The organism is Sinorhizobium sp. BG8, assembly GCF_016864555.1.
In the GTDB taxonomy this organism is placed as follows: domain Bacteria; phylum Pseudomonadota; class Alphaproteobacteria; order Rhizobiales; family Rhizobiaceae; genus BG8.
The window spans coordinates 1711582-1737073 of sequence record NZ_CP044011.1; the positions used below are offsets into that span (position 1 = coordinate 1711582).

24 protein-coding genes and 1 pseudogene are annotated in these 25492 nt (G+C 62.3%); 17 read left to right on the forward strand and 8 right to left on the reverse strand.

The genetic code is table 11. The features are described from left to right. Positions 1-10 precede the first annotated feature (10 nt). Entirely contained in the window at positions 11-757 is a 747-nt protein-coding gene (locus F3Y30_RS07885; protein ID WP_203425913.1) for an HAD family hydrolase, read from the forward strand. 112 nt (positions 758-869) lie between these two features. After that, positions 870-1910, forward strand: a complete 1041-nt coding sequence (lpxK, locus tag F3Y30_RS07890; RefSeq protein ID WP_203425914.1) for a tetraacyldisaccharide 4'-kinase — start codon at positions 870-872, stop codon at positions 1908-1910. 8 nt (positions 1911-1918) lie between these two features. Here lpxK and F3Y30_RS07895 read toward each other — a convergent pair whose 3' ends face one another. Continuing rightward, entirely contained in the window at positions 1919-2146 is a 228-nt protein-coding gene (locus F3Y30_RS07895) for a DUF2093 domain-containing protein (protein WP_203426525.1), read from the reverse strand. An 80-nt stretch (positions 2147-2226) separates the two neighbouring features. Continuing rightward, positions 2227-4023: a DNA mismatch repair endonuclease MutL gene (gene mutL, locus F3Y30_RS07900; RefSeq protein WP_203425915.1), complete on the reverse strand. Its 1797-nt coding sequence runs from the start codon at positions 4021-4023 to the stop codon at positions 2227-2229. Positions 4024-4359: 336 nt separating this feature from the next. Between mutL and F3Y30_RS07905 the strand changes: the two genes are divergently transcribed. The 3 genes from F3Y30_RS07905 (at position 4360) to F3Y30_RS07915 (ending at position 8062) form a co-directional block, all read left to right on the forward strand. Then, complete coding sequence (locus F3Y30_RS07905) at positions 4360-6096, forward strand: response regulator (RefSeq protein WP_203425916.1); 1737 nt, start codon at positions 4360-4362, stop codon at positions 6094-6096. A gap of 141 nt (positions 6097-6237) precedes the next feature. Next, a complete protein-coding gene (locus F3Y30_RS07910) occupies positions 6238-7587 on the forward strand; it encodes an EAL domain-containing protein (protein WP_203425917.1) in 1350 nt (449 codons plus the stop codon). A gap of 130 nt (positions 7588-7717) precedes the next feature. Continuing rightward, positions 7718-8062, forward strand: coding sequence for a PilZ domain-containing protein (locus F3Y30_RS07915; protein WP_203425918.1), 345 nt, complete (start codon positions 7718-7720; stop codon positions 8060-8062). Here the strand turns inward: F3Y30_RS07915 and F3Y30_RS07920 are convergent. Then, positions 8014-8994 (reverse strand): LysR substrate-binding domain-containing protein, encoded by a 981-nt coding sequence (locus tag F3Y30_RS07920; protein ID WP_203425919.1) that lies wholly within the window; start codon positions 8992-8994, stop codon positions 8014-8016. The two genes, F3Y30_RS07915 and F3Y30_RS07920, sit on opposite strands and share 49 nt — an antisense overlap. Before the next feature lie 91 nt (positions 8995-9085). Between F3Y30_RS07920 and F3Y30_RS07925 the strand changes: the two genes are divergently transcribed. Together F3Y30_RS07925 and F3Y30_RS07930 are read left to right on the forward strand one after the other, a co-directional pair. Further along, complete coding sequence (locus F3Y30_RS07925; RefSeq protein ID WP_203425920.1) at positions 9086-10636, forward strand: trimethylamine methyltransferase family protein; 1551 nt, start codon at positions 9086-9088, stop codon at positions 10634-10636. 24 nt (positions 10637-10660) lie between these two features. Next, positions 10661-10868, forward strand: a pseudogene (locus tag F3Y30_RS07930) (hypothetical protein); the annotation flags it as partial. A 97-nt stretch (positions 10869-10965) separates the two neighbouring features. Here F3Y30_RS07930 and F3Y30_RS07935 read toward each other — a convergent pair. The 5 genes from F3Y30_RS07935 to F3Y30_RS07955 form a co-directional block, all read right to left on the reverse strand. Further along, positions 10966-11619, reverse strand: coding sequence for a PRC-barrel domain-containing protein (locus F3Y30_RS07935; RefSeq protein ID WP_203425921.1), 654 nt, complete (start codon positions 11617-11619; stop codon positions 10966-10968). Between the two features lie 197 nt (positions 11620-11816). Next, positions 11817-12701 carry an SMP-30/gluconolactonase/LRE family protein gene (locus F3Y30_RS07940; protein WP_203425922.1) on the reverse strand — a complete coding sequence of 295 codons (885 nt, stop codon included), beginning with the start codon at positions 12699-12701 and terminating at the stop codon, positions 11817-11819. Then, on the reverse strand, positions 12698-13336 hold the full coding sequence (locus F3Y30_RS07945; protein ID WP_203425923.1) for a 2-dehydro-3-deoxy-6-phosphogalactonate aldolase: 639 nt from the start codon (positions 13334-13336) through the stop codon (positions 12698-12700). The genes F3Y30_RS07940 and F3Y30_RS07945 overlap by 4 nt, the downstream gene beginning before the upstream one ends. A 10-nt stretch (positions 13337-13346) precedes the next feature. Next, positions 13347-14261 carry a 2-dehydro-3-deoxygalactonokinase gene (locus F3Y30_RS07950; protein WP_203425924.1) on the reverse strand — a complete coding sequence of 305 codons (915 nt, stop codon included), beginning with the start codon at positions 14259-14261 and terminating at the stop codon, positions 13347-13349. Further along, complete coding sequence (locus F3Y30_RS07955; RefSeq protein WP_203425925.1) at positions 14261-14986, reverse strand: SDR family oxidoreductase; 726 nt, start codon at positions 14984-14986, stop codon at positions 14261-14263. Before F3Y30_RS07955 ends, F3Y30_RS07950 begins: the two co-directional genes overlap by 1 nt. A 162-nt stretch (positions 14987-15148) precedes the next feature. Between F3Y30_RS07955 and F3Y30_RS07960 the strand changes: the two genes are divergently transcribed. The 10 genes from F3Y30_RS07960 (at position 15149) to F3Y30_RS08005 (ending at position 25422) form a co-directional block, all read left to right on the forward strand. Continuing rightward, entirely contained in the window at positions 15149-15964 is an 816-nt protein-coding gene (locus tag F3Y30_RS07960) for an IclR family transcriptional regulator (RefSeq protein ID WP_203425926.1), read from the forward strand. A 259-nt stretch (positions 15965-16223) separates the two neighbouring features. Continuing rightward, the gene (locus tag F3Y30_RS26595; RefSeq protein ID WP_281435434.1) at positions 16224-16961 is read left to right on the forward strand and encodes a LuxR family transcriptional regulator; all 738 of its coding nucleotides are present in this window, start codon (positions 16224-16226) and stop codon (positions 16959-16961) included. A 79-nt stretch (positions 16962-17040) separates the two neighbouring features. Continuing rightward, positions 17041-17790, forward strand: coding sequence for a LuxR family transcriptional regulator (locus F3Y30_RS07970; protein WP_246752905.1), 750 nt, complete (start codon positions 17041-17043; stop codon positions 17788-17790). Positions 17791-17950: 160 nt separating this feature from the next. Continuing rightward, positions 17951-19117, forward strand: a complete 1167-nt coding sequence (locus tag F3Y30_RS07975; RefSeq protein WP_203425928.1) for an Mrp/NBP35 family ATP-binding protein — start codon at positions 17951-17953, stop codon at positions 19115-19117. Between the two features lie 151 nt (positions 19118-19268). Then, on the forward strand, positions 19269-20252 hold the full coding sequence (locus F3Y30_RS07980; protein ID WP_203425929.1) for a magnesium transporter CorA family protein: 984 nt from the start codon (positions 19269-19271) through the stop codon (positions 20250-20252). A 73-nt stretch (positions 20253-20325) separates the two neighbouring features. Continuing rightward, positions 20326-22170, forward strand: coding sequence for a potassium transporter Kup (locus tag F3Y30_RS07985; protein WP_246752906.1), 1845 nt, complete (start codon positions 20326-20328; stop codon positions 22168-22170). A 304-nt stretch (positions 22171-22474) separates the two neighbouring features. Further along, positions 22475-23653 (forward strand): cell wall hydrolase, encoded by a 1179-nt coding sequence (locus F3Y30_RS07990; RefSeq protein ID WP_246752907.1) that lies wholly within the window; start codon positions 22475-22477, stop codon positions 23651-23653. A gap of 289 nt (positions 23654-23942) precedes the next feature. Continuing rightward, positions 23943-24317: an AtpZ/AtpI family protein gene (locus tag F3Y30_RS07995; RefSeq protein WP_203425931.1), complete on the forward strand. Its 375-nt coding sequence runs from the start codon at positions 23943-23945 to the stop codon at positions 24315-24317. 58 nt (positions 24318-24375) lie between these two features. Continuing rightward, a complete protein-coding gene (locus F3Y30_RS08000; RefSeq protein WP_203425932.1) occupies positions 24376-25128 on the forward strand; it encodes a F0F1 ATP synthase subunit A in 753 nt (250 codons plus the stop codon). A 66-nt stretch (positions 25129-25194) separates the two neighbouring features. Next, complete coding sequence (locus F3Y30_RS08005; protein ID WP_112598859.1) at positions 25195-25422, forward strand: F0F1 ATP synthase subunit C; 228 nt, start codon at positions 25195-25197, stop codon at positions 25420-25422. The last annotated feature ends 70 nt before the right edge of the window (positions 25423-25492 follow it).

Here is a 25492-nt window from a genome sequence, read left to right on the forward strand (position 1 = left end):
CGGTGCTTTCATGACCAAGACTGCCGCGATTTCGGGTATTCTCTTCGACAAGGACGGGACGCTCCTGGACTATGCCAAGAGTTGGGTCCCGGTGAATTACGAGCTGGCGCGGATCGCTGCCGGCGGCGATGAGGATCTGGCGCGGCGCCTGCTGGTGGCGGGCGGCATGGACCCGGATACCGGTTACGTCCTTCCCGATAGCCTGCTTGCCGCCGGCAACACTGTGGAGATCGCCGAGGGCATGGTGGCTGCCGGTGCCACCTTCACGGTGGAGGATCTCTCGGCTCTCTTCGACGGGCTGTTTGCGAACTCCGCGTCCCTCGCCGTGGCCGTCACGGATCTTTCCCGCTTCTTCGGCGAACTGCGGGCAAGGGGCTATTGGCTCGGCGTTGCCTCGAGCGACAACGAACGCTCGATCCGGGCCACCGCCCAGAGGTTCGGCTTCGAGAACTACATCGACTACGTAGCGGGCTATGACAGCGGCCACGGCGTGAAGCCGGAACCGGGCATGGTGCTCGGCTTCTGTGCCGCGACCGGGCTCGAACCGCACGAGATAGCGGTGGTCGGCGACAACAATCACGATCTTCACATGGGGCGCAGCGCCGGCGCCGGCCTGACCGTCGCAGTGCTGACGGGAACCGGTTCGCGGGAGTCGCTTGCCGCGGCATCGGACTACTGCCTCAACGATATCACCGAGCTCGTGGCCCTGCTGCCGGAGGCCGGTGCGGCCCGCCCCGTGCCCACCACCGCGGCATAGATATACAAGCGGTTGCTTTTATGAACGTTTTCGCGTTTCCTGCAGAGGGGCGAGTTTCGGCGGATCGCGGCCGCGTATGCGGATGAAGCGCGTGAGCCGAGCAGGGGGCGGTATGGTTTCTGAAGCACCACCTTTCTGGTGGACGAAGGCGGATTGGCGTGCGTGGGCCCTGTGGCCCGTTTCGAGGCTTTACGGGTTTGTCGCGGGTCGCCGGATGCGCAGGGCGAAGCGTGCGGCATTTCCGGTCCCTGTCATCTGCGTCGGCAATTTCACGGTCGGCGGCGCTGGAAAGACGCCGACGGCGCTGGCGCTGGCACGTGCGGCGAAAGCCCGGGGGCTCAAGCCCGGTTTTCTCAGCCGCGGCTATGGCGGCTCCCTCGACGTGACGACCGTTGTCGATCCGGCCCACCACTATTCTCGCGCTGTCGGTGACGAGCCGCTGCTGCTTGCACGCGAGGCCCTCACGGTCATCTCCCGCAAGCGGGCGAAGGGAGCACAGCGTCTGGTGGACGAAGGTGTCGACCTCATCATCATGGACGACGGCTTCCAGAGCGCGCGCCTGGTTTTTGATTATGCGCTGCTCGTCATCGATACGCATCGTGGACTGGGGAACGGCTATCTCGTTCCGAGCGGTCCGGTCAGGGCCCCGCTTGGCGAGCAGATGCGGCAGGCAAGCGCGCTCCTGACGATCGGAGACGGCAAACAGGCGGACCGGCTGGTCCGGCAGGCCGCGCGGGCGGGAAAGCCCGTTCACACGGCAAGGCTCGTCCCGACTGACGTGGACGATCTCGGGGAGCAGACGGTCATCGCCTGGGCGGGGATCGCGGATCCCGAAAAGTTCTTCCGCACCGTGCGAGAGACGGGAGCCGATCCCGAGGTAAGGCGCGGGTTCCCGGATCATCACCACCTGTCGGATGACGAGGTGGTCGAACTGCTCGATGTGGCGGATCGGACAGGCTACCCGATCGTGACGACCGCTAAGGACAGCGTCCGCCTTGCGGGCGGACACGGGCGATCGGAAGAGCTTCGGGAAAAGAGCCGGGTGATCGGCGTGGAAATCCGCTTCGACGACCCCAAGGCCCCGGGCAAGATCATCGATGCGGCGATTGCCTCGGCCCGCAAGCGCAGGCTGGGGAACGGGTCGACCGGCTGATCGCCGGATCAGCGCATCTGGGTCGGAAGGATGCCCGCCCGCTTGTCGGCTTCGAAGGAGGCCTTGGCGTCGACATAGGGTTCCTGGCGCGCAACGCTCCAGTAGCGAAGCTCGTCTATGGGAATGATCTCTCCCGTCATGGCGCAGATCACATGGGAACCGGGCATCAGAATCTGGAAGTCGCCATCGAGATAGCGGATCCGCGCCTCGCGACCGGGTCCTTCAAAGCGATTCATCATGGTTCCAGGCTCCTGCTTTTGCCGTCACAACACGGTCATCCGTGATTACAGCGCCGTCCCGCTGAATTCCAGCTTTTTCAGCTTCGGCCGAAAAGGCGCTCGATGTCTGCGAGCTTGAGCTCGATATAGGTCGGACGGCCGTGATTGCACTGGCCGGATCCGGGCGTCGCCTCCATCTGGCGCAACAGGGCGTTCATCTCTTCGGGCCGCATGCGCCGGCCCGATCGGACGGAGCCGTGGCAGGCCATCGTCGCCGCCAGATATTCCAGCCGGTTCTGAAGTCCGTTGGCCGTATCCCATTCGGCCAGTTCGTCGGCGAGTTGCCGGATCAGCCCTACCACATCCATCTCGCCGAGCATGGCAGGGGTCTCCCGAACCGCCACGGCCCCGGGGCCGAAACGTTCGATCGACAGGCCGAGGCGCCGGAACTCCTCCGAATGGGTCACCAGTCGGTCGCAGTCGTCTTCGGAAAGGTCGACGATCTCGGGGATCAGTAGCGCCTGGGCAGGCACAGGACGGGCGTGAAGTGCCGTGCGCATCGCCTCGAATACCAGTCGTTCGTGCGCGGCATGCTGGTCGACGATGATCAGGCCGTTTTCCGTCTGGGCGAGAATGTAGTTCTCGTGGATCTGGGCGCGCGCTGCCCCGAGCGGATGCGAAACGGCCACGTCCGCTCCTTGCGACGGCACAGGGGCGGGCTCGGCGCGGGCGGAAGGCTCGATGAAGGTGTCGAAGCGCGCCTGCGGCGGCTCGGCGAAGGTCGTGGGCGTCGGTTGCGGCTGCACCGGGCGATAGGGCGAGGAGGACATGTCCCACGGCTGCGCCGGCCGGATTGATCCTCCGTGGAAGGCCCGCATCAGTCCGGACGCGCCGGTCGTCGAGGCGCGGTCGCCGTCGCGGGAAAGCGCCTCGCGCAGGCCGCCGATGATAAGCCCGCGAATGAGGCCCGGATCGCGGAAGCGGACGTCTGATTTCGCCGGATGCACGTTCACGTCGACAAGCTCGGGATCCATGTTGATCGCCAGCACCGCCACCGGGTAGCGCCCGTGGGGCACCGTCTCGGCATAGGCGGCTCTGAGCGCGGACCAGATCAGCTTGTCCTGCACAGGCCGGCCGTTCACAAAGGCGAACTGGTGCAGGCTGTTGCCGCGGTTGAATGTCGGCACGCCGGCAAAGCCGCTCATCGACACTCCCTCGCGTTCAGCCTCGATCTCGATCGCGTTGTCGCGGAAATCCTTGCCGAGCACCTGGGCGATCCGCGCCAGCCGGTCGTCTCCGGTCGCCGGAAATTCGAGCGTGCTGCGATCGGGTCCTGAGAGCACGAAGCGAACATGCGGGAAGGCAATCGCCATGCGCCGGACGACGTCGGAAATTGCCGACGCCTCGGCCTTTTCGGTTTTCAGGAACTTCAGGCGGGCAGGAGTGGCGAAGAACAGGTCGCGCACTTCGACCACCGTGCCGCGGTTTGCGGCGGCGGGGCGTACGGCCTCCACCTTTCCGCCCGTCACGACGATTTCGGATCCCTCCGTGCTCGCGGCCGTTCGGCTCTGGATCGAAAGCCGGGAGACGGAGCCGATCGAGGGAAGCGCCTCGCCGCGGAACCCGAGCGTGCGAATGTCGAGAAGGCTGTCGGAAAGCTTCGAGGTGCAATGGCGGCGAACCGCCAGCTCAAGATCCTGTGGCATCATGCCCGAGCCGTTGTCGGTCACGCGCAGAAGCGTCTTGCCGCCGCCTGCCGTGGCGATCTCGATACGGGTCGCACCGGCGTCGATCGCGTTCTCGATCAATTCCTTTGCAGCGCTCGCGGGGCGTTCGATCACCTCGCCGGCGGCAATCTGGTTGATGAGCGTTTCGGAAAGCTGCCTGATGGTCATCGCCTATTTTCGCGGATTCGCGAACGGCTGCAAAGCCGGAAAAACGAACTATGCCCCGCTTCCTTCCATTTGCACTCGCCGGCAGGCCGTTCAGCCCACTTAATCAGCTTTTAATCAAATGCTGCGAGTTTGACAGTCTCGCTTGTATGAACACAAGCCGGCCGGCACCCGCCGGTGGACGATTGCAGCGCTGCTGGCCGCTGTTATCGCGTTGTCCGAACGGCGCCTCGCCGCGCCCGATCAGCATGTGGACGATTGCTGGTATAGATTTTGGACAACGATGCCCGGCACAACGGTTTAGCGACGTTGCGGCCTGGCCCTACGGGGACTGCAGACATGAATGATGTAGCGTCGCCCGACGCGAACATCCGCTCTGGAATATTCGAGACGGCGTGCGATGTTCTCGGCGCGGCCGTGCTCGTCTATGACAACAACGATTGCCTGGTCTTCGCCAGCCGCCAGGTTTCGCGCTATTTCCCGATCAAGGCTGATCTGCTGAAGCCCGGTGCGCGCCTCCGCGATATTCTGGGATCGATCTTCGACGCCGGGCTCCGCTATGGCATCCCGCCCGAGATGCGCCACAAGATGATCAATCGCGAGGAGTGGGTCTCGACCCGGATCTCCGCCCACTGGCGCGAGCATCACGAGGCGATCGAAAGGCTTGGCCGCGACCGCTGGATCCATTTCCGCAAGCGCCGGTTGCCCAATGGTTACAACATATCCACGCTGACCGACGTCTCCGAGCAGAAGAAGCAGGAGGAGCAGTGGCGGTCCGATCTCGACCGGATCGCGCTGACGGAGGAAATTCTCCACACCCTGCCGAACCCGCTCGTCATCAAGGACAGAAACCTCGCCTATGTGGCAGCCAACAAGGCCTATTCGGATATCTACGGTACGGACTCCGACAGCATTCTCGGCCGAAGCATCTGGGACCTGACGGACGCGGAGAACGCGGAGCGCATCGAACGCGACGACCGCTCGGTACTCGACAGCGGCGCGCCCATTTCTGTCCGGGAACACATCGTCCGCGTCGACGGATCCGACCTCTACACCATTACCCGCAAGCACCGGATCGGTACGCCGGGCCACTATTTCATCGTCACCGTCATGCAGGATGTGAGCGAGCTCGCGGTACCCGACGCCGTGATCGTTGATGGAGAGGTCGTGGTGCGTTCGCCGGAAGGTTTCGTCGAGGCGCAGAACTGCTTCGACCCCGTCAGGGACGCCGAGAAGCGCATGCTGCGCGAACAGATATCGATCGACGGCGTCGCCAACTTCGCAAACAAGCGTGTGCTGGTCGCCACGTCGAACCCGAGGGTGGAGGCATTCCTCCTAGGAGAATTGCAGTCCTGCGGCGCCGATTGCTGCGCCGTGCGCAGCATCGTCGAGCACGATGCGTTCCTCTCCATGGCGGCGGCGCGAGGCGTGAAAGTGGACCTCGTGCTGGTGGACGACAACCTCATCGGCCAGGACGGCGTGCTTCAGAATGCCTATGGCGTGCCGGTGCGCCTCGTCGCACCCGAGGGCATCGGCCAGGATTTCCTCCGCGCGCTCGCCGAAGAGCATGAGCTCCTGTCAGGCAGCGAACCGCCGATGGGGGATATCGTGACGCCGATGGGCTTCTCGGACGATTGGTACATCGCGACCGACGTGGACGCATTGACGCCCGGGGCGGTGGGCGACGTCGAAGTCCTCGTTGCCGAGGACAACCAGATCAACCAGTTCGTCTTCTCGCAGATCCTCGAAGGCATGGGGATCTCGCACCGGATCGCCGAAAATGGCGAGGAAGCCGTCGCTCTGTGGCGCAAGCACCAGCCGAGGCTTGTCCTGATGGACATCTCGATGCCGGTGAAGGACGGGCTGGATGCCGCGCGCGATATCCGCGAGGCCGAGAAGGTGCTCGGCACCTATACGCCGATCGTCGCGGTCACGGCCCAGGCGCTCAATGTCGATATGCAGAATTGCATGGATGCCGGCATGGATGACTACATCACCAAGCCGGTCAGCCCCGACATGGTAGAGACCATCTACCGCCGTCACGTTCTCGAAAAGTCAAGGAAATCTGTCGCCTGACACGTCCGATGGCTGTCAACTCCCTACTATTGGGGATGATTCTAGGGCAAAGGTTACGGTGCACTGATATGCATTTGTTAACAGTCATGCATCACTGTTGGGCCATTGCCGGAAGTTAGGTTCAAGGTCAGGAATTCATTGATGAAGTCTGCAGAGCATCCGACGCTGGAAGTCTCCCAGCACGACCTGCACGCGATGGCCTATACCGACCCGCTGACCGGCCTCGGAAACACGTATCGGCTGCGTGACAAGGTCCGGCAGATTGCCGCGGAGCGCGCCGAGGATCCTGCCCCTTTCACCGTCGGTATCGCAAATCTCGACGGCTTCAAGCCCATCAATGATCTCTTCGGTCCGCAGGCCGGGGACGAGATCCTGTGCCAGGTCGCACACCGCCTGAAAGCCTGCATTCCCGACGGAGCCACGGTAACCCGCCACGGCGGTGACGAATTCGCCTTCGTCCTGCCCCTGGTCTTCGAGCGCAAGGGCGCCGAGAAGATCGGACAGATGCTGAAAGAGGTGCTGTCGGCGCCCTTCGATCTCGGCGACCGCAACGTCCGTCTTTCGGCATCCTTCGGCTTTGCGATCTATCCCTTCGCGGGCGAGGAGTTCGCCGACATCCTGAAGAGCGCCGACACCGCGCTCTACCGCTCGAAGCGCCGCGGCCGTGGACAGATCACGGTCTATTCCCAGGAAATAGCGCAGGAGATGAAGCGCGCGACGCACCTTGAGCAGGCACTGCGCAACGCCATCATCGCCAACGAGGTCGATGTGCATTTCCAGCCCATCGTCAGCCTCCGCAACGACACGGTCGTAGGTTTCGAGGCGCTCGCGCGCTGGTGCGATGCTGATCTCGGCTACGTGTCGCCGGCGACCTTCGTTCCGCTGGCCGAGGAGCGAGGCTTCATCGATGCCCTCTCTGACACCCTGTTGAGAAGGGCGGCGGAAGCAGCACTCTCCTGGCCGAAGGAACTGTTCCTCTCCTTCAACCTCTCCTCGGCGCAGCTGATGGATCCGAAAACGAGCTTCAATACACTCGCCATTCTCAATCGCGTCGGGCTGGACCCGCGGCGGCTGGAGTTGGAGATCACGGAAACGGCTGTGATGACGGATGCGGACACGGCGCAGAAGATCGTTACCGAGCTCAGGGCCGCGGGCGTGCGCATTTCGCTGGATGACTTCGGCACCGGCCAGTCGAGCCTCGGCCGGCTTCGAGACTTCTCCTTCGACAAGGTCAAGATCGACCGCGCCTTCGTCTCCCGCATTTCGAACGACAAGGCCTCCGAGCATATCATCAAGGCGATCGTCGCCATGTGCGAGGGGCTCGACCTCGAGGTCGTCGCCGAGGGTATCGAGGATTTCGCCGAGGCGCTGAAGCTCAAGGCTCTCGGTTGCGGCATGGGGCAGGGCTATTTCTACGGAAAGCCGGCCGATGCCGTGGCGACCATGCGCTATCTCAACGAGAAGTACGTTTCGCTTTTCCCCAGTCCATGACGGGTTGATTTCGTAACGTCATGGTTGTAGCGTTTCGCGACGCTTTACCAATAGTTCATCTTGTGTATTAGTCGATCCGAAATTTCGGTACGCTATTCTGTCCCCGTTGCTCTTCATTCTCGGGGAACAGATGACGACGCAAAACAAGCAACAGACGCCCTTCTACCGCGCGAGCACGCGCTCGAAGGTTCGCATTTTTGGTACGTTGAAGGTTATGGCGCAGACGACCCGCGTTCGGGTCGTCGATCTATCGGCCGAGGGCATGGCCCTTGACCTCGAACATCCGCTGAGACTTCTCTCCGGACAACGGGTGGAAGTCCAAACGGAGGAACTCGGCAAGCTGGAAGGCACCGTCCGCTGGTACAACAACGGCCGGCTCGGCATCCAGTACAAGCTGAACACCAACGCGTTGGCGCAGGTATCGTCCTACTTCCGCTTTTTCCACGAGGAAGTGACGCCCGTCCTGCGCGGTTGATAGTCCGCATCCGGGCGGCTCGTTGCCGCCTGGCCCTCTTGCAGCAGCCAGTCGCGCACCCGCCGCGCCTGGCTGCTCAGTTCCCGCGAACGGGGCCAGACGACGTGGAACGCCATGCTCGTCTTCAGCACATGTCCTCCCACACGCACCAGCGCCCCTGACCGGACCTGCCCCTCGATGAGGTGCTCCCATCCGAGCGCGATGCCTTCCCCCGCAAGCACCGCCTGGATCACCAGCACGTAGTCATTGATCGAAAGCCGCCGGGAATGCCCCGGATAGCGCAGTCCCGCGCTCGCGAACCATTCCGGCCAGTCGCAGGCCTCGCGAACGGGTTCCTCCAGATGGATCAGCGGCAGGTCAAGTAGGTGCTCCGGCGTCTGCGGCATGCCGTGGATCTCGATGAAGGCCGGGCTTGCGACGGCGCTGATCACCTCCGGGGCGAGCAAGGCCGAGTGATAGCGCGGCCACTGCGCCGGATCGCCGCCACGCACGCCGAGCGGTATCGGTTCTTCGTCGAGATCGAGGTCGCGCACGCTCGTCTGTATCCTGAGGTCGATATCGGGCAGGTCCTCGCGCATTCGCGCGAGCCGCGGCAGCATCCACATCGAGGCAAAGGAAGTCGAGGCAGCAAGCGTCACGATAGCTTCGCGCCCCTTCGCACGGATCTGTTCGGCCGATTTCTGGATGCGCGACAGGCCGATCGCCACATCGGTGTGGAAACGCTCGCCTGCCTCCGTCAATTTGACCGCCTTATGGACGCGGTGGAAGAGCGGTGCGCCGAGCTGTTCCTCGAGGCTGCGGATCGCATAGGAAACCGCAGCCTGTGTCATGCCCAGCTCGTGGGCTGCGCGCGTGAAATTCTGATGGCGCCCGGCAGCCTCGAAAATGACGAGGCTTGTGGCGGATGGCAGCAGGCGGCGAAGGGTTTCCATAAGGCCAGCTTATATCAAACCCAAAATCTTTCCATCGTTACAGGTCGCCGATTTCGATCTAGCGTTACCCGTGATTATGGGGAGAACGATCATGTCCGACACAGCCGTTGCAGACGCTCCGAACAGGAGGAGCCGGGGCACGAGGGCTGCACGCCGGGAAGGCGCCGCCAAGCCGGCCGGAGTTCCCTACATCGTGCGCAATATCCCGACCTACGATATCCTTTCGGAGGAAAATCTCGTTCGCATCGAGGCCGCAGCGGACAGGATTCTGGCGGAAGTCGGCATCGAGTTTCGCGACGACCCGGAGGCTCTTGCGCACTGGAAGCGGGCAGGGGCGGCAGTGACGGGCACGCTCGTACGCTTCGAACCGGGGATGCTGAAGGAGGTGGTTGCGACGGCGCCTGCCGAATTCACGCAGCACGCCCGCAATCCCGCAAACAGCGTCAGGATCGGGGGCCGCAATGTGGTGTTTTCCCCCGCCTACGGTTCGCCCTTCGTGATGGATCTCGACAACGGGCGGCGCTACGGCACGATCGAGGACTTCCGCAACTTCATCAAGCTTGCCCAGTCGAGCCCGTGGTTGCACCATTCGGGCGGCACGATCTGCGAACCGGTCGACGTGCCGGTAAACAAGCGGCACCTCGACATGGTCTACGCCCATGTCAAATACTCCGACCGCCCCTTCATGGGGTCCATCACCGCGGAAGAGCGTGCGGAAGACTCGATCGATATGGCACGGATCGTGTTCGGCGCCGATTTCGTCGATCGCAACTGCGTGATCCTCGGCAATGTCAACGTGAACTCGCCGCTCGTCTGGGACGGGACGATGACGAAGTCGCTGAGGGCCTATGCGCGCGCCAACCAGGCGGCGGTCATCGTCCCGTTCATTCTCGGCGGCGCCATGGGACCGGTCACCAACGCCGGCGCCATTGCGCAGTCCTATGCCGAGACGCTCGCCGGCTGTGCGCTGACACAACTCGAGCGGAAGGGCGCCCCGGTCGTCTTCGGCAACTTCCTGTCGTCCATGTCCCTTCGGTCGGGGTCCCCGACCTTCGGTACGCCCGAGCCGGCGATCGGCTCCATGGTCGTCGGGCAGCTCGCCCGCCGGCTCAATCTGCCGCTGCGCTGTGCCGGCAACTTCTCGAACGCCAAGCTGCCCGACGCCCAGGCCATGCAGGAGGGCCTGATGTCGATGCTCTCGGCAATCCATTGCGGCGCAAATTTCATCCTGCACTCGGCCGGCTTCCTCGATGGCCTGCTGTCGATGTCCTACGAGAAGTTCGTCATGGACGCCGATCTGTGCGGGGCCTTGCATTCCTATCTGGCGGGCGTGGTCGTGGACGACAACACGCTGGCGATGGACGCCTTCCTGCAGGTCGGTCCCGGCAGTCATTTCCTCGGCTGCGACCACACGATGCGCAACTACCAGACTGCGTTCTGGGACTCGACGCTCTCCGACAACGAGACCTTCGAGAAATGGAGCGAGGAGGACGGCTCGACCGATATGGCAACGCGCGCGAACCGGCAGTGGAAGAAGACGCTTGCCGAATTTGAAGCGCCGGCCCTCGATGTAGCCGTCGACGACGCACTTTGCGACTATGTCGATCGCCGGAAGAGTTCCATGGCCGACGCCTGGTACTGATGACGGGTGAGACCTCCTTGGGGAGTGTGGAATGATCCTGTCGAAGGACACGCTCTCCAACCCTGCAGGTTAAAGCACCTGACGTTGAAGACCCGGATCATGCCGACCTCCCCATGGACCAGCCTATTCCGGAGGCGTCATGCCGAAGGAGCGCTACCGCCTGTGCCACCTGGAAAAGGCCAAGGTCGGCATCGCGCCGACCATCACGGCGGGTTCGGCGAAAGTCACACGATGCGCTTCCTACGACGTGCTTGTCTGAAGACCCGATAACAGGGTCGAGCCGGCGACGCTTTCGCGTCGCCGGCTCTGCTCCGTGTCGTCCCGGTTCGTTACTCTGCCGGTTCCGTTGCCGGAGCGTTTGTGGTCGGCGTGGTTGACGATGTCGTCGACGTGTCGAGCGGCGTTGCCGCATCCTTCTCGGCCATCTGCTGCGACATGGTCTTGAATTCCGGCGCCGCCTTGAGGCTTTCGGCCGTCTCGGTCGTCGTCAGCTTGACGTCGCCGTTGTCGGGGCTCTGGTTCACCGTGATGGAGGTGAAGGGTACGGCGACCCACTTTTCGCCCATGCCCAGGAACCCGCCGACGCCGATGACCGCTGCGACGATGCCGCCGTTCTTCTCGATGATCACGTCGTTGATGTCACCGATGCTTTCGTCAGCGCTATTGTAGACCGACTGGCCGATGAAGCTGTTGGCGCTGACCTGGTCAGGCGACTGTGTCGTCAGGTATTCGCCCTTGGTGCCGGCCACGTCAACGTCGGGGTCGGTCGTGGTGGCTGCGGTGCTGTCCGCAGGCTTGACGGCGGTGTCTGCCGTACCATCGGCCGGCTTCATGGTGGTCGTCGCGTCAGGCACTACCGCAGGATCTTCCATAGTCTGATTGGTCTGCGGGGTGGTCGTGCTCTGAGCATAAGCGGCCGGAGCAATCGCTGCGCCAAGGAAAAGAGCACCAGCGGCAACGGAAGTAAGAAGTTTCTTCGTCATATTAGACCTGCCTTTCGTTTGCTTGGGCATCAAGGCACGGCGATTTGCTTTATTGCACATCCGTCCGCACCGGCTGATGCTTGGAGAACACATCCGATAGGCTTTGGTTCCAAAGAAAATAACTTTTGCGAGTGTCCGGAAATCATGCACGGCGCATGGCGATCCGGGACCGGGATCGCCATGCGCCGTGGGCAAGCTTACAGCTTGTACTGCGGTTCGAAGCGACCCTTGACCGCTATCCCGAGTTCGAAGGTCTTGCCCGCATGCGGGTCCTCCCCTCGGCTTGCGTCGTCCAGGCCCTGCCAGGCCGATGTCACGAGCAGGCGATCGGCATTCGGGCCGATGAAGGCGGGGCAGCTCGTCTGCGATGCCGGCAAGGCATAGCGGCTGATTTTCGTGCCGTCAGGCTTGTAGACCTCCACCGCGCTGGCGCCCCAGCGCGCGTTCCAGATCAGGCCGTCGGCGTCGCAGACCGAGCCATCGATGCCGCCGGGCGTCCCTGTTTCGTCGCTGAGCACGGCAGGCACGCCTGTCGGTAGCCCGGTTTTCGGGTCGAGGTCGACGCGCATCAGATGGTTGACATCCGTATCGGTGAAGTAGGCGACGGCCCCATCGGGCGAAAAGCAGATGCTGTTCGGAATGGTGATGTTGGCGAAGAGCTGCGTCACCTTGCCTTCAGCTACGTGGTAGATAGCGCCTGCATGCTTCTCGGCCGAGCGGCCCATGGTGCTCGCCCACAGCGCGCCGGAGGGATGCACCCGTCCGTCGTTGGAGCGGTTGCCGGGCTTGTCCTCGAGCGTGGTGAGGAGGGTGAGCCGGCCGGTCGCCGTCTCGCGGACGAAGAGTCCTTGATCGGAGACGATCAGCTGGCGGTCCGGATCGATTACGGCAAGCACGCTGCCGAGGAAGGGGAGGTCGTGCACCTGCTTGCGCGAGCTATCGAGATGCAGTTCGTGCAGCTTGCGTCCCTTGATGTCGAACCACCATGCGGTGCCGGTCGCGGGATCGTAGGTCGGACCTTCGCCGAGCTCGCTGGTGATGTCGCACAGGATGCTGCCTGCGAACGGGATGGGCTCGCTCATCGGCCGGCTCCGAAGACTTTGTCATAGGCTTCGATCGTCAGCTTTGCGCGCTCCGCCACTTCGGCGGCCGTCATGCCGGGCTTGTAGAGGCTGGAGCCGAGTCCAAAGCTCTTCACGCCGATCCTGGCGTAGTCGGCGAAGTTCGTCTCCGACACGCCGCCGACGGCCGCGATCTCGAGTTCGGGGGGAAGGATCGCCCGGATTGCGTGGATGCCGGAGGGACCCAGAACACTCGCCGGGAAGAACTTCAGTCCGGTCGCGCCCGCCTTGGCTGCCGCAAGCGCCTCGGTCGGCGTAAAGACGCCGGGCATCGTCACCATGCCCTTGGCCGCGGCAAGCGAGATGACTTCCGGTTCGACATTGGGGCTGACCATCAGCTTTCCGCCGACCCTGTCGAGTTCTTCGACCTGCGCAGTGGTCAGCACCGTGCCGGCACCGATGAGGGCGGAGGCAGGAGCCATCTTGGCGGCGATCTCGATCGACCGGAACGGATCCGGGGAATTCAGCGGGATCTCGATCGCCGTGAAACCGGCCCCGAGCAACGAACCGACGACCGCTTCAGTCTCGGATGGCTTCAGGCCCCGCAGGATTGCGATGAGCGGATACTTCATTGGCGGAAAGGGGATGCGTGACATATTCGTCCTTTCAGATGGACCAGATCGAGCGGGCTGCAGCGGCGAGGCCGATGCGCACGGCCTGGTCGGCATCGATGATTGCGGGCTTGATGCCGAAAACTTCGAACGCGCTCTCGTAAAGGGCGCCGAGGCTTCCGGAGGCGACGAGTGCGATCGGCGTGCCGGCCGGCATTGTACCGAGCGCGCCGGCAAGCTCAACACCGATCAGTGTTCCCGAGAGCCTCGCCTTGGCGTCGGCATTCGCAAGCTTGTCCAGGAGCTGGCCTGCGCGCACGGCGAATAGCCTGCTGGTGAAAAGCGCCGGATCTGCGCGCACGGCGCTGACGGCATCGCGGAATGCACTGCCCGTTCCGTCCACCGCGCCGCCATCGGCTACGGAGTGGCTGAGGATCGTGTGTTTCGAGAGCGCATCGAAGATCTCGCCGGTCATGAAGGTCGAAAAGCCGCTGACGCTGTCGCCCTCGACGCGGACCCACTTGCTGTGCGTGCCAGGCATGCAGACCAGATGCCGGCCGCCACCCAGTCCGTCGAGCGCTCCAAGAAGCTGCGTTTCCTCGCCTCGCATGACGTCCGGCGACGCGCCGCGCTGGGCAAGCCCCGGCAGGATGCGGATGTCCGCGGATGTGCCCGGTACGCTGACGGCCGCGGCCGGAATTGATGCAAGGGCGGCCGGTGTGTCGATGTATCCCGCCTCGGTCCAGCCCTGCCGCGCGCCTGCCATACCGCAGATGATCACGGGAAGGCCCGACGGCGCTCCTGCTGCATCGAGATGCGCATCGAGGACTTTGGCGAAGCCGGCCGTGGCCGCCGTCGTCATGCCTTCGCCGCTCCGCCGCTCGGCAATGACTGTTCCATCGGAAGCCATGAGCCAGAGTCGGAAACTGGATGTTCCCCAGTCGACGGCGACATAGGCTGGTGTGGTCATCAGAGAACTCCTCCGTCTACGACGATTGATTGCGCGGTCATGCCGGCCGAGGCGGATGATGCAAGGAACAGGCACGGCCCGACCATGTCTTCCGGAACGAGTGCGCGCTTCAGGCACTGTTGTTCCAGCATCGAGGCGATCGCCGCCTCATCGATCCACAGCCGCCTTTGGCGCTCGGTCAGCACCATTCCCGGCAGAATGGCGTTGACGCGGATGTTTTCCGGTCCGAGCCGCCCGGCAAGTGATTTCGTCAGGCCGATGATCGCGGCTTTCGCCGTTGCATAGGCGGGCAGCTCACCCATGTTGAGCATGAAGGCGATCGACGAGAAGGTGACGATCGAGCCTCCGCCCGCGGCCCGCATGTATGGCAGGACGGCCTGCGCTGCGAAGAAGTGATGACGCAGGTTCACGGCCTGGTTCTCGTCCCAATATTCCGGGGTCACGGTTTCGAGGTCGTGCCGGTCGTCGCGCGCCGCATTGTTCACGAGGACGGATACGCCTGCCGTTGCCTCGGCGGCGGATGATATTGCGCTGCGCAACTGGTCGATATGACGGATGTCCGCCTTGGCGAAAAAGGGCCGGTGGGCAACCTCGGGCGCGAGGTGCTCGGCGAGCGCACGGCCTTCCTCTTCCGCAATGTCGATGAACCCGACCCGTGCTCCCTGGCGGGCGAAGGCTTCCACGAGGTTCGCGCCGATGCCGGTGGCGCCGCCCGTGATGAGCACCCCCTGTTCTTGAGGTCAGTGAACTCTTGATTTGACATTGACGTTACGGCCTCCCTCCGCATCCCGAGCGCCCAAAAGTTCCACTAATTGGAACACGGTTTGATTATTTGGAATTCATCGTCTACAATCCGGGCCGTGTCAAGCGAGCAGGAAGTACACGAGATGGAAGTTGGCCCCGAAATCGATGCGCAAAACGAGGCGAGGGGCACCGGTACGCTCGGAAAGGCAATTTCCGTCCTCGAATTGGTGGCGCTCGCCGAGCGCCCGCTGCGCTTCACAGACATTCTGGCCCTTGCCGGCCAGCCCCGCGGAACCCTGCACCGGCAGCTGTCGCACCTCGTGGAGGAAGGGCTTCTCGAGCTTCGGTCCGATCACTGCTACGAACCGGGCATCCGCATGCTCAAGCTCGCATCCAACGCCTGGGCGCGAAACCAGTTCCGCACGGTGGCCGAACCCCATTTGCGGGTTCTTCATGGGCATACGGGGGAGACCGTTCATCTCGGCGTGCTGCGTGGCCGGGAAATCATCTATCTCGACAAGGTCGAGAGCCACCAGGCCGTACGGATGAATTCGCAGATCGGCAACGCCTCACCGGTCTACTGCACGGGTGTCGGCAAGGCGGCGCTTTCCGTTCTCGCCGAGGAGGAGCTGAAAACGCTTCTCGCGACACTCGATTTTCGCCGATACACGCCGAACACCCTGTGCGATCCCGCAGCACTCGCCGCGGACATCGCTGAAATTCGAAAGTCGGGTTACGCCTTCGATCGCGAGGAGCACGAGCCAGGGATTCGCTGCGTCGCATCGCCGATCCACGCTGGAGACCGGTCGCTGGTCGGAGGCATATCCGTGACAGGGCCCGCCTATCGCGTATCTATGGAGATGCTGGAGGACTGGGCGCCCCATGTTCAGCGGGCTTCGCGACGCATCATGGAGGATATGTCGGCCCGGCTCGGGCCACAGCGCCAGATCAATTTCTGAGCGGACCCATGGGATGCGCGGGTTGTCTTGACGGCGGAATTTACGGTAAATTAGAAAATGGCGCTGGACGCGAGGGACGCACGTCATCTAGCTTTCCCTCGGACGGGCGAATCTTTTGATTATGCTCGGCCGCGGCTGGGGGGCGGCGGTAAGATGACACGCATGAGCACTGGGACAAGGGGTTCCTCAGGCGAGATCGCGAGGCATGTTGCGCCGGAAGGGCGCAGTGTGCAAATGCAATTGCTGGGGTAAGGCTGAAATGGCTGATCGATCCTTGGAGTACATCCATGTTTCCCCGTCATTGTGGGTGAAACGGTTTTCGGAAGCCGCCTGCGAGGCGGAAATTGCTCGGTTGCTTTCCGAGATCACCGAAAGCTACGGTCTCAAGTGCTACCTGCTCATCAACATTCCCTCTGAAACGTCCACGGAGTTCGCGTCGAGCGTGTTGCTGACGACGTGGCCCGCAAGCATGCTTCGCGGCTATGACCAGGCGGGCCTGATCTACGGAAGCCCGATCCTGAACCGGTTGCGCCGCAGCACGGCGCCGTTCCGTTACGAGGTCGGACGAAGCAATGGCCGGCGACGGGATGGAAAGGCGCAGATCGCCACGGAACTTTTCGGCCAGCACGGCATGCAGCGCGGCGCCTATTTTCCGGCCCACAGCACCAGCGGTCAGTGCGGCGCACTTGCGTTCTGCGGCGATCGGGAGAGCCTGTCGAGCCGTGAGATGACGGAACTCAACGCCATTGCGAACCTGGCTTTCGGCAAAGTTTTTGATCTCAGGGCGGAAGCCGCGTCCCGCGCATCGCTTTCGCGCCGCGAGATCGAATGTCTGTCCTGGGCATCCGCGGGCAAGACGAGCGTGGAAATGTCGGAAATTCTTGGACTGTCCGAATATACCGTCAACCATTACCTCAACCGCGCCACGAGGAAACTCGATGCCGTCAACCGCGTGCAGGCTGTCGCCAAGGCCGTGCGCGCAGGGTTGCTCTCGTGACGGGGTGTGGTGTGCTGAAAATTGGCTTAAGGTTTTATTTTAGTGATGTGTCACATTGGGTGGCGGACGGAATTGGCGCATGATGGAGGCTGACGAAACGAGCGCCGGGAGCAACAGTGACGTGCTGGACGTGGGGAGCGAGATCGCGCGTCTCGAGACGCAGTTCGATATCGTGCGTTACATGCGCCGTAAGTGTGAGGAATTCGGCCTCAAGTACTTCAACGCATTCACCCTCCCGGGTTTTGAGGTCGAAAAGCTCTCGGCTCATTCGATCGTCAGCAATTGGCCCCAGGAAATATCCGCCAAGTACGACGCCCTGCGCATGGTCCGCCACAGCGCGAGCATCCGCCGGCTTCGCGAGACCACCGTGCCATTCTCCTACGACATGTTCGAATGGGTCGGGGAATCGAGCCTGACTTCGGAGTTCGGCGAATTGCAGGCGGTGCTCGAAAGGCACGGCATGATGGCCGGGCACTTCTTCCCCGTCCATGACGCCTTCGGAAACCGCGGCGCGGTCGTCTGGTGCGGCGAGAGCCCCGAGCTCGACTTCGACGACCGTCTGGTTCTGCAGATGATCTCGATCCACATCTTCAACCGACTGGCGGAAATCGGTGCGGCGTGGAAAACCGGCCAGGTGGTGCTGACGGAGCGGGAGATACAGTGCCTCGGTTGGACGGCTGCAGGAAAGACCAGCCTGGAGATCGCCGAAATACTGGGTCTTTCCGAACATACTGTGAATCACTATTTGAATCAGGTGACCCGCAAGCTCGAGGCGGTCAATCGTACCCAGGCGGTGGTAAAAGCCATTCGCAGGGGCCTGATCACCTGATCTTGAGGGCAGCGGCCGAGGGGGCGTTCTTCGTCTTCGTCGGCATGTCTGGCATCTGCATGTTCCATTCCGGCAGCGGTTGCTCTAATTCAGCACCATGACGTGCCTCTTTGTCCCTGTGGGCCAGGCGCGAACGTTGAATGCTCTTTGCGAGGAAGACATGCCTGAAGTGACCAAGGAACAGGTACTGGAGAAACTGAGGACGGTTCGCGGCCCGGACATGGAGGGCAACATCGTCGACCTCGGTCTGGTTTCGGACGTCTTCCTTTCCGACGGAAAAGCCTACTTCTCCATCACCGTTCCAGCCGAGCGCGCCAAGGCGCTCGATCCGATGCGCGCCGCCGCGGAAAAGGTCGTGCGCGAAATTCCCGGAATAAAGGGCGCAATGGTCGCGCTGACCGCGGACAAGAGGGCGGCTTCCGGTGCCGCGGCTCCCGCGGCCCGCGCCGAGACCGCCGCTCCGCCGGCAGGTCAACCGCCTCACGCGCACGGCCACGCGGCGCCACCGAAGGCAAAGTCCGGCATTCCTGGCGTCGGGGCGATTATCGCTGTCGCCTCCGGCAAGGGCGGGGTCGGCAAGTCGACCACTGCGGTGAACCTCGCGCTGTCGCTGAAGGCGAACGGCCTGCGGGTCGGCATTCTTGACGCCGACATCTACGGCCCCTCGATGCCGCGCCTCCTGAAAATCTCGGGCCGGCCGCAGCAGATCGAAGGGCGCCTGATCCGTCCCATGGAAAATTACGGCATCAAGGTGATGTCGATGGGATTCCTCGTGGACGAGGAAGTGGCGATGATCTGGCGCGGCCCGATGATCCAGTCGGCGCTTCTCCAGATGCTGCGCGAGGTCGCATGGGGCGAGCTCGACGTGCTGGTCGTGGACATGCCGCCTGGCACCGGCGATGCCCAGCTGACCATGGCCCAGCAGGTGCCGCTTGCGGGCGCGGTTATCGTCTCGACCCCGCAGGACCTTGCTCTCATAGATGCCCGCAAGGGCCTGAACATGTTCAACAAGGTCGAGGTGCCGGTTCTCGGCATCATTGAAAACATGAGCTATTTCATCGCGCCGGATACTGGCAACCGCTATGACATCTTCGGTCATGGCGGCGCGCGCAAGGAGGCCGAGAAGATCGGGGTGCCTTTCCTCGGCGAGGTCCCGCTGACCATGGATATCCGCGAAACATCCGATCTCGGAACGCCGGTCGTGGTTTCCAATCCCGATGGCGCCGCCGCTCAGACCTACCGCGAAATCGGTCGGCGGGTATGGCAGCAGCTGGAGGAAACGAGGCGCTCCGTCAGCCGCGAAGCGCCCCAGATCATCTTCGAGTGAGTGCCGACGCTCCGGTGCGTTAACAAGTGCGGCGGAAAGGTGGCACTTGATTTTAATGTTGCACTGCGCAATATCCCGGTTGACCGTGCCTCTGTGCGTGGAAAGATAAAGCAGGAGTTTAGGTGATGGTTCTCTGGAGCACCATCCGTCCGTGATCACGGTCTTCCGCTCGAACGGAGAGGCGCGTACCTTGTCCCTTCCATCCGTGGAAGAGGCGCCTCCAAGCCTCGATGGCGCGGTATGGATTGATTTGCTCAGTCCAACTCGCGAGGAGGAGGATTTTGTCGAGCGCCTGCTTTCGATCGACGTGCCGACCCGTGAGGACCTGAAGGACATCGAGCCCTCGAGCCGTCTCTTTACGGAAAACGGCGCGGTCTACATGACGGCGTCGCTCGTCTGGAAGGCCGACAGTGAATTGCCCGAGCTCACCGACGTCGCCTTCATCCTCGTCGGCGATCACCTTGTGACGATCCGCTATGCGGAACCCAAGTCCTTCGGTCTTTTCAAGGCGGCAATGCACAGGATCCCGGGAGGCTGTGTATCCGGGCCGGTCATGATCACGCGGCTTCTTGAGACCATCGTCGACCGGACGGCAGAGATCCTCGAGCGCTCGGCAACGGAGGGGGATGCTCTCTCCCGGCAGGTCTTCGGCGACAAGCAGCAGGTCACGCGCCGCCCGCAACGCTATCTTGAAGACCGCCTGATGGCGGTCGCCGGACACCAGCGGCTGGTGGCGCTGACGCAGAACAGCCTCATGACCCTCCTTCGGTTGGTGGGCTATCTTCGTACCGTTCCGGCCCTCCAGCAGGACAAGGAGAGTCGCGAGCTCTGCAGGTCGGTCTCGCGGGATCTGCAGTCCCTCTCCGAACACGCTTCGTTCATCGGCGGCAATACCACCTTCCTTCTTGATGCGTCCCTGGGGCTCATCAATCTGGAGCAGAACGCTATCATCAAGATATTCTCGATCGCATCCGTGGTGCTCTTGCCGCCCACGCTGATCGCATCGATCTACGGCATGAACTTTGACCACATGCCCGAGCTGCACTCGACCTACGCCTATCCGGTTTCGCTCGTCGCGATGGTCGTGTCGGCTGTCATCCCCTTCTTCTTTTTCCGCTGGAAAGGCTGGCTCTGAGAGCCTGTTTATACCAATGCACACAAACCCCGGACATACCGCGTCGGGCCATTCGCGTCTTCGTACCCTGTTCATGCTGTCTCTGGGTTCGGTTGGCGTCGTCTATGGCGATATCGGCACGAGTCCGCTCTACGCATTTCGCGAGGCCCTGCGGCCTGTCGCCGAGGGTGGCGTCACCCACGAAGAGGTTATCGGCCTCATTTCGCTGATGATCTGGACGCTGACCGTCATCGTCACACTGAAGTACGTGCTTTTTCTTCTTCGCGCCGACAACCAGGGCGAGGGCGGCACGCTATCGCTTCTTGCACTGCTGATGAAGACCGGCAGTCGGCACGCCTCCCTGCTGTTCGTCATGGGCATTGCCGGCGCGGCGCTTTTTCTCGGCGATGCGATGATCACGCCAGCCTTGTCCGTGCTCTCCGCTGTCGAAGGTCTGAAGCTCGTAACGCCAGAACTCAGCGACTACGTCGTACCCATATCGGTCCTGATCCTGGTGGTCCTCTTCGCCGTCCAGTCGCTGGGGACTGCGGCAGTCTCGAAGTTCTTCGGGCCCATCACCGCGATCTGGTTCATCGTTATGGGCGGGATTGGCATCTATCACGTGCAGGACGATCTCAGCATCCTCGCAGCGTTCAATCCCCTGCATGCCGTCCTGTTCATGTTTGACGAGGGCTACATCGGGCTCGTCGTGCTGGGTGCCGTGTTCCTGACGGTCACGGGTGCGGAAGCGCTCTATGCCGATCTCGGTCATTTCGGCCGCCGCCCCATCCAGTGGGCCTGGTTCTGTCTGGTGTTTCCCGCTCTGACCCTGAACTATCTCGGGCAGGGTGCGCTGGTGCTGAAGCACCCGGAAGCCGCGTCGGACCCGTTCTTCCTTATGTTTCCGAAATGGGCGCTGCTTCCCGCCGTTATCCTGGCGACCGCATCGACCATCATCGCGAGCCAGGCGGTCATAACCGGCGCGTTCTCGCTGACACGCCAGGCAATCCACCTCGGCTTCCTGCCGAGAATGGAGATTTTCCATACGTCTGAGACGCAGACCGGGCAGATCTACCTTCCGATGGTCAACGCGCTGATCCTGTTTGGCGTGATGGTGCTTGTCTTCATGTTCGGAAGTTCGGAAGGGCTGGCGACCGCCTACGGCATCTCCGTCACGGGGGCCATGGTCGTCACCACGGTCATGGCGTTCGAATTCCTGCGTGTGCGCTGGCGCTGGAGCGTGCTCTGGGCGCTCTCCGTGCTTCTGCCGCTGCTGGCACTGGAATTCACTTTCCTTGCGGCAAACCTTCTGAAGATCCATGACGGCGGTTATGTGCCGGTCATCATAGCCGGCGCTGCCATGGTGGTCATGTGGACCTGGACGCGTGGCACCAAGATCCTTCGGGAAAAGACCCGGCGCATCGAGGTTCCGCTGGCATCCTTCGTCAAGTCGATCGAGAGAAAGAGCGAGCATGCACCGGTCACGGTCAATGGCACGGCCATCTTCCTGACAAGCGATCCGGATTTTGCACCCGCGGCGCTGATGCACAACATCAAGCACAATCACGTGCTGCATGAGCAGAATTTCATTCTCACGGTCCGCACGTCCAACACGCCGAAGGTGTCGCCGGCCGAGCGCTGCGTGACCCGCAAGATTTCTGATCGCTTCTCGTGCATTGAGCTGCACTTCGGTTTCATGGAAACGCAGAACGTCTCGCAATCGCTGGCCCTTTTCCGCAAGTGCGGAGTGAAGTTCGACATCATGTCGACCTCGTTCTATCTTGGCCGACGCAAGCTGGTGCCTGATGCGCAGTCTGGCATGCCCCGCTGGCAGGATCGTCTCTATATTTCGCTGGCCAATGCGGCGACCGACCCATCGGACTACTTCCGTCTGCCGACCAACCGCGTGGTGGAACTCGGATCCCACGTCATCATCTGACAGGGAGCGGGGAGGGCCGGCATCCACCGCTTCCCCGCATTTCCAGTCTCGCCCACGTTTTCACCTTCCGCCATTAAACGCGCATTAACCATGACGCTCTTATGGTTAATGCAATGAGGACGCGGAATGCTGCTGTCGGCACATGCCCGTCATGCAGGCCATTGCGCTCCTCTACGAAGGGCCGAACTTGATCCGTGCGCATGCCGGTCCGGCTCCCTTAAAAGTCAAGTCTGGCAGGCGCACGCGCCGGCATTCGCCGGCCGCTGACCCTGTGCAAGCGTAGCTCGCGTCGGAGTATGGTGGTTTGCGTAAGCGTGGCGTTCGTATAGCGGGATTCTGGCTTCCGCCGCTCAACTGGAAGGCACCCCTGGCCCTCGGCCTTGGCCTCTTTGCAGCATTCCCGACGGATTTGGCCCACTCGGACCTGGCGGCCTTCCTTGCCGGTATCAACCGGCGCGGCGGCAATCAGGAAATGGTGATGACGCCATCACCCGCAGGGTCGATCCACGAGGTCGAAATCGCCTTCAACGATCCGATCACCACCGGCGCGCTCGATGACGGCGCGGGCATAAGCCTTCCGGGCGGCGCCGAGGCGGCGTTGAGAAACGAGCAGAAGGGCAAGGGTGGCGTGCCGGACGAAGACCGGGTGACACGCGGAAAGAAGAAGGGGCGTATCGTCGCCGTTACGCCCGTCATGCCGCCCAAGGACTTTTCGGCCGGCTCGGTGCTGGAGCGTACCAGCTCCCTGTTGACCCCCACCTTCGACGGCAAGGAGCGGATGACCTTCACCGACCCCAAGATCAAGGGCAAGGAAATCGCGATCGCCACCGCCTTCTACAAGAAGAAGCCGATTGCACGCGACCAAAGTGTTCCTGCAATGCTCGCGAGCCTCGTCACCAGCGACAAGGCGGACATACTGGCTACGGCCTACGCGCGAACGGAACCTGACTATGCCCGCGAATCGCCCTTCGATTCGATCCTCAAGCCGAACACGGACGAAGGCCGCTTTGTGCCGCAGATTTCCCCTGAGGATCACGCTTGGGCAGCGACCGCATTGCCGGCCGGCGTGTTTACCGCAGCGGAACAGAAATGCCTGACCGCTGGAATCTATTTCGAAGCCCGTGGGGAATCACTCAAGGGCCAGGCCGCCGTCGCCCAGGTCATTCTCAACCGGGTGAGAAATCCGACCTATCCGGACACGATCTGCGGCGTCGTCTATCAGAACCAGGATTGGTATAACCGCTGCCAGTTTTCCTTCGCGTGCGATCGCATTCCCGATCTTGTTCTGGCGCCCTGGCATTGGAAAACCGCCAAGGAAGTGGCGATGGCTGTCACCGCAGGCAAGATCTGGCTTCCGGAAGTGGGCTCCGCCACGCACTATCACGCGACCTATGTGCGGCCGCCGTGGGGCAGGACAATGGAGCGTGTCGCCAAGATCGGAAAGCATGTGTTCTACCGCACCTATGGCGGCGGCTGGATCTGATCATTTGGTCAAACGTTGCTGTTGCGGGGCGGAATCGATCACGCGAGTCTGCTCCCGCCCGGGCGCTCGCATCCGCGACAATCCGCGCATCCACGTGGAAAACTCAGCAACTCATTGATATCTTGAGATAAAATCCAGCTTTGTCAAAGCTTCGCTATGCCTTGACTATGCAACCACCTAAAACTATGTTGCGCCCGACTTCAAAACGGGCCGTAAGGTGGCTTGACCCTAGCCGTTATTGTGTCCGCATTAGGGCGGGAGCCACGGACGCAAGGACAGGGAGGACGCCATGGCGGAGGACCGCAAGGAAAGTCTGGAAGAGAGAATGAAGCGCCTCGATGCCGAGCTGGCGAAGAGGCGTACCGACGACAAGTTAGCCGACGCCGCCGAAGAGCGAGCAGCCGACAGCCGGAAGGGTTATGCGGTCGCCATGAAGCTCTCAAGCGAGTTTGTCGCCGCAATCATCGTCGGTGCCCTTCTGGGCTATCTTTTGGACCGTTTTGCGGGTACAGGGCCGTGGGGCATGATCGTGCTCCTGCTCCTGGGTTTTTGTGCAGGCGTGCTGAACGTGCTGAGGTCCGCCGGAAAGGTGGCCTCGCCGCATCCGATGGACAGGATGGCGGGACGGCGCGACGGAAATGGTAAGAGCGAGGATGGCGCGTAAGCGCAGTCCGATGAAGAATGTCTTCCGTCCGCGGGCGGGCAAACGAGAGAGATAAGCGGTGTCAAACGATCCGACCCATCAGTTCCTGGTCAACAAGATTGTTCCCATCGAAGTTGGTGGAATCGATTTCTCCTTCACCAACGCGTCGCTCTTCATGGTCGCATCCGCGGCCGTTGCCGCTGGCTTCCTCTACATGACGACGTCGCAGCGCGGGCTGATCCCCGGCCGCATGCAGTCCGTCTCCGAAATGTCCTACGAGTTCATTGCCAAGATGCTGCGCGAAGGCGCCGGCAGCCACGGCATGAAATTCTTCCCGATGGTCTTCTCGCTGTTCATGTTCATCCTGACTGCGAACCTGCTCGGGATGATGCCCTACTTTTTCACAGTCACGAGCCAGATCATCGTCACCTTCGCGCTGGCGCTCTTCGTCATCGGCACCGTGGTGGTCTACGGCTTCTTCAAGCACGGCTTCGGCTTCCTGAAGCTCTTCGTGCCGCATGGCGTTCCGGGCGCGCTGCTCCCGCTCGTCATTGCGATCGAAATCATTTCGTTCCTCTCCCGCCCGATCAGCCTCTCCGTTCGTCTTTTCGCGAACATGCTGGCCGGTCACATCACGCTCAAGGTGTTCGCAGGCTTCGTTGCCTCGCTCGGAGCCCTTGGCGCGCTCGGCGTGGGCGGTGCAGTTCTCCCCCTCATCATGACGGTCGCCCTGACCGGTCTCGAGTTCCTCGTGGCATTCCTGCAGGCATACGTTTTTGCGGTACTGACGTGCATGTACCTCAACGACGCGATCCACCCCGGCAGCCACTAAGGATACAGTCGTTGGTGCCGGAGGCACCAGTTACAAGCCGCAACAACCCATTCGAAGGAGTTCATCATGGAAGCGGAAGCAGCAAAGTTCATCGGTGCAGGTCTGGCTTGCTTTGGTATGGCCGGTACGGCTCTCGGCCTCGGCAACATCTTCGGCAACTACCTTGCCGGCGCTCTGCGCAATCCGTCTGCCGCTGACGGCCAGTTCGGCCGCCTCGTATTCGGCTTCGCCGTTACGGAAGCTCTGGGCATCTTCTCGCTGCTCATCGCTCTCCTCCTCCTCTTCGCCGTCTAATATCGGCTGAAGTCTGGACCATGGCCCGGCAACGGGCCGTGGTCCATGTAACATCTGAGAGTGCACCTGG

Bases quoted from the DNA above. Each gene is read 5' to 3' on its own strand.
- F3Y30_RS07885 (WP_203425913.1), top strand. From the start codon at position 11: ATGACCAAGACTGCCGCGATTTCGGGTATTCTCTTCGACAAGGACGGG.
- lpxK (WP_203425914.1), top strand. From the start codon at position 870: ATGGTTTCTGAAGCACCACCTTTCTGGTGGACGAAGGCGGATTGGCGT.
- F3Y30_RS07895 (WP_203426525.1), bottom strand. From the start codon at position 2,146: ATGAATCGCTTTGAAGGACCCGGTCGCGAGGCGCGGATCCGCTATCTC.
- mutL (WP_203425915.1), bottom strand. From the start codon at position 4,023: ATGACCATCAGGCAGCTTTCCGAAACGCTCATCAACCAGATTGCCGCC.
- F3Y30_RS07905 (WP_203425916.1), top strand. From the start codon at position 4,360: ATGAATGATGTAGCGTCGCCCGACGCGAACATCCGCTCTGGAATATTC.
- F3Y30_RS07910 (WP_203425917.1), top strand. From the start codon at position 6,238: ATGAAGTCTGCAGAGCATCCGACGCTGGAAGTCTCCCAGCACGACCTG.
- F3Y30_RS07915 (WP_203425918.1), top strand. From the start codon at position 7,718: ATGACGACGCAAAACAAGCAACAGACGCCCTTCTACCGCGCGAGCACG.
- F3Y30_RS07920 (WP_203425919.1), bottom strand. From the start codon at position 8,994: ATGGAAACCCTTCGCCGCCTGCTGCCATCCGCCACAAGCCTCGTCATT.
- F3Y30_RS07925 (WP_203425920.1), top strand. From the start codon at position 9,086: ATGTCCGACACAGCCGTTGCAGACGCTCCGAACAGGAGGAGCCGGGGC.
- F3Y30_RS07935 (WP_203425921.1), bottom strand. From the start codon at position 11,619: ATGACGAAGAAACTTCTTACTTCCGTTGCCGCTGGTGCTCTTTTCCTT.
- F3Y30_RS07940 (WP_203425922.1), bottom strand. From the start codon at position 12,701: ATGAGCGAGCCCATCCCGTTCGCAGGCAGCATCCTGTGCGACATCACC.
- F3Y30_RS07945 (WP_203425923.1), bottom strand. From the start codon at position 13,336: ATGTCACGCATCCCCTTTCCGCCAATGAAGTATCCGCTCATCGCAATC.
- F3Y30_RS07950 (WP_203425924.1), bottom strand. From the start codon at position 14,261: ATGACCACACCAGCCTATGTCGCCGTCGACTGGGGAACATCCAGTTTC.
- F3Y30_RS07960 (WP_203425926.1), top strand. From the start codon at position 15,149: ATGGAAGTTGGCCCCGAAATCGATGCGCAAAACGAGGCGAGGGGCACC.
- F3Y30_RS26595 (WP_281435434.1), top strand. From the start codon at position 16,224: ATGGCTGATCGATCCTTGGAGTACATCCATGTTTCCCCGTCATTGTGG.
- F3Y30_RS07970 (WP_246752905.1), top strand. From the start codon at position 17,041: ATGATGGAGGCTGACGAAACGAGCGCCGGGAGCAACAGTGACGTGCTG.
- F3Y30_RS07975 (WP_203425928.1), top strand. From the start codon at position 17,951: ATGCCTGAAGTGACCAAGGAACAGGTACTGGAGAAACTGAGGACGGTT.
- F3Y30_RS07985 (WP_246752906.1), top strand. From the start codon at position 20,326: ATGCTGTCTCTGGGTTCGGTTGGCGTCGTCTATGGCGATATCGGCACG.
- F3Y30_RS07995 (WP_203425931.1), top strand. From the start codon at position 23,943: ATGGCGGAGGACCGCAAGGAAAGTCTGGAAGAGAGAATGAAGCGCCTC.
- F3Y30_RS08005 (WP_112598859.1), top strand. From the start codon at position 25,195: ATGGAAGCGGAAGCAGCAAAGTTCATCGGTGCAGGTCTGGCTTGCTTT.